Source organism: Streptomyces sp. A012304, assembly GCF_026008495.1.
Lineage (GTDB): Bacteria > Actinomycetota > Actinomycetes > Streptomycetales > Streptomycetaceae > Streptomyces.
The window spans coordinates 1212-3196 of record NZ_BQUN01000191.1 but is presented as its reverse complement, the minus strand read 5'-3'; the positions used below and the strand labels follow the sequence as shown (position 1 = coordinate 3196).

The following is a 1985-nucleotide window of genomic DNA, read 5'->3' as shown; positions in this document are numbered from 1 at the left end:
CCGCCGCCTGGGCCGCCTTGCGGGCCGCGATGATCGCCGCACGGCGGGCCGCCGCGCGGATCGCAGCCTGGACGGCGATACGGGCCGCCAGACCGGCCAGGGCCACGACCGGGAACCACTCACCGGAAGGGTCGGAGAAGGTGGCCGGTGCGTTGTTGCTGTAGGCGTAGGGGTTCAGCGTGGCCGGCTGGCCGTAGTCGACCAGCGGGTCAAGCGTGAGGAACCGTCCCGTGGCCGGGTCGTAGTCACGGGCGCCCAGCCGGGTCAGGCCAGTGTCCTTGTCGACCGTGCCGCCGACGAAGCCGCGCTCTCCGGGCCAGGCGGTGGGCTGCTGCCCGCGCGCCTCTCCGAACGGCATCGACTTGCGCCGGGTGACGCCCATTGCCGGACCCACCATGTCCACGACCGTGTGGGACGTGCCGTGGTGGTCGGAGATCATCAACTGACGGACGCCGCCGGTCGCGCGGACCGTTGTCATGCCGTCGGGATGGGCGTAGAACCGCTCCGCCTTCGCGCTGGTGTTGGCCGCGTCGACCGTCAGCTCGGCCTCGCCGAGGTAGAGCGTGCGGCTGCCGTCCGCCCCGGTGCGGATGAGGCGTTCGCCGTCCGCGCCGTAGAGGTACGACGTGGCCTTCGTGCCGCCGCCCTCGACCGGCTCGGTCACCTTGTGCAGGTTGCCCTCGACGTCGTACTCGAGCGTCTGGTTGACGCCCTGGTGCTGACGTCCGGTGGTGTTGCCGGCCTTGTCGTAGGAGAAGGTGTTGAGGCGCTCGCCCTGCGGGCCGGTCGACTTGATCTCGGCCAGCGCGTTCGGGCCGCCCACGCCCTCCTTGCCGTACAGGTAGCTGCGGGTGACGTCCTTCGTGGTGTCGCCCGTCGGGTCGTGCTCGACGAGCTGGGTACGGTTGCCCGCGTCGTCGTACTGGTACGAGTGCCAGTACGCGTCCGGGCCGCCGACGGTGTCCTTCGACGGGGGCGCCGTGCAGTCCTCCGCCGTCTTCGACGTCCAGGCCGAGGTCATCTGCCTGAGCTGGTCGTAGACGAAGCACTGCGTGTCGGTCTTGCCCGCGTCGGGCGCCGCGCTGCCGGGGACGTCGGTGATCTTGGTGACGTTGCCGGCCTCGTCGTACCCGTACCGCGTCTCGCTGATGCGGATGGGGGAGACGTCGCGGTCGAAGGTCGCCTTCTGAAGGCGGTGGGTGAACTCGTCGTAGATGTACGAGCCGTACACCTTCTTGCCGGCCACACCCGACTGGGTGCGCAACAGCTCACCGAAGGCCGAGTACTCGGCGCCGGTGAAGTAGCTGGAGGCGCCGCCGACGGCGATGAGCAGGTCGTCGGAGTTGTAGTTGAAGCCGACCTTCTCGGTCACCAGACCGCCCAGGCCGGGAAGCTCGGCCCAGGCGAGGTTTCCGGTCGGCGTGTACCCGTACTTGTACTCGTACGTGCCGGCCAGGCCCGTCTCCTCAGCGGGGATCACCGTCTGGGACTTCTTCACCCGGTAGGCGTTGTCGTAGGCGGTGACCTCCTCCCGGTACTCCAGGCCGTTCTCATAGCGGATCGCGGCCGTGGGCAGGCCCTTGGCGAGGGTGTCGTACGTCCATTCCACGCGCTTGGGCCCGGTTTCGCTGCCCTCGCGCAGGGTGGTCGGACGGCCGCCGTCGTCGTAGGTGGTGACCAGGGACCGCTTGAGCGGGTCGATGGTCTCGACCACGTTGTCGGAGTTGTCGTACCGCATCTCGGTGCGGCCGCCGTCGGGGTCCGTGACCGCGGTCTGGCGGCCCCGCTTGTCGTACTCGAAGACGGTGGTGGCGCCGCCGGGGGCGGTCACCTTCATCAGGTTGTCGAGGTCGTCGTACTCGTAGACGGTGTCCCGCCACTTCGTACGCTCGGCGTTGGTGTACTCGCGCAGCCGCTCCACGCGGCCCTCGGCGTCCTCGAAGGTCGCCGTGACGGTGTCGCCCTTCGGCGGGATCGTCGTGGAG

At 69.5% G+C, this 1985-nt stretch carries 1 protein-coding gene; it reads right to left on the bottom strand.

Annotated features, from left to right (window positions below; genetic code table 11):
* Positions 1-1985, bottom strand: a 1985-nt coding sequence (locus ALMP_RS39555) for an RHS repeat-associated core domain-containing protein (protein WP_309299606.1), incomplete at both ends; no start/stop codon positions are given.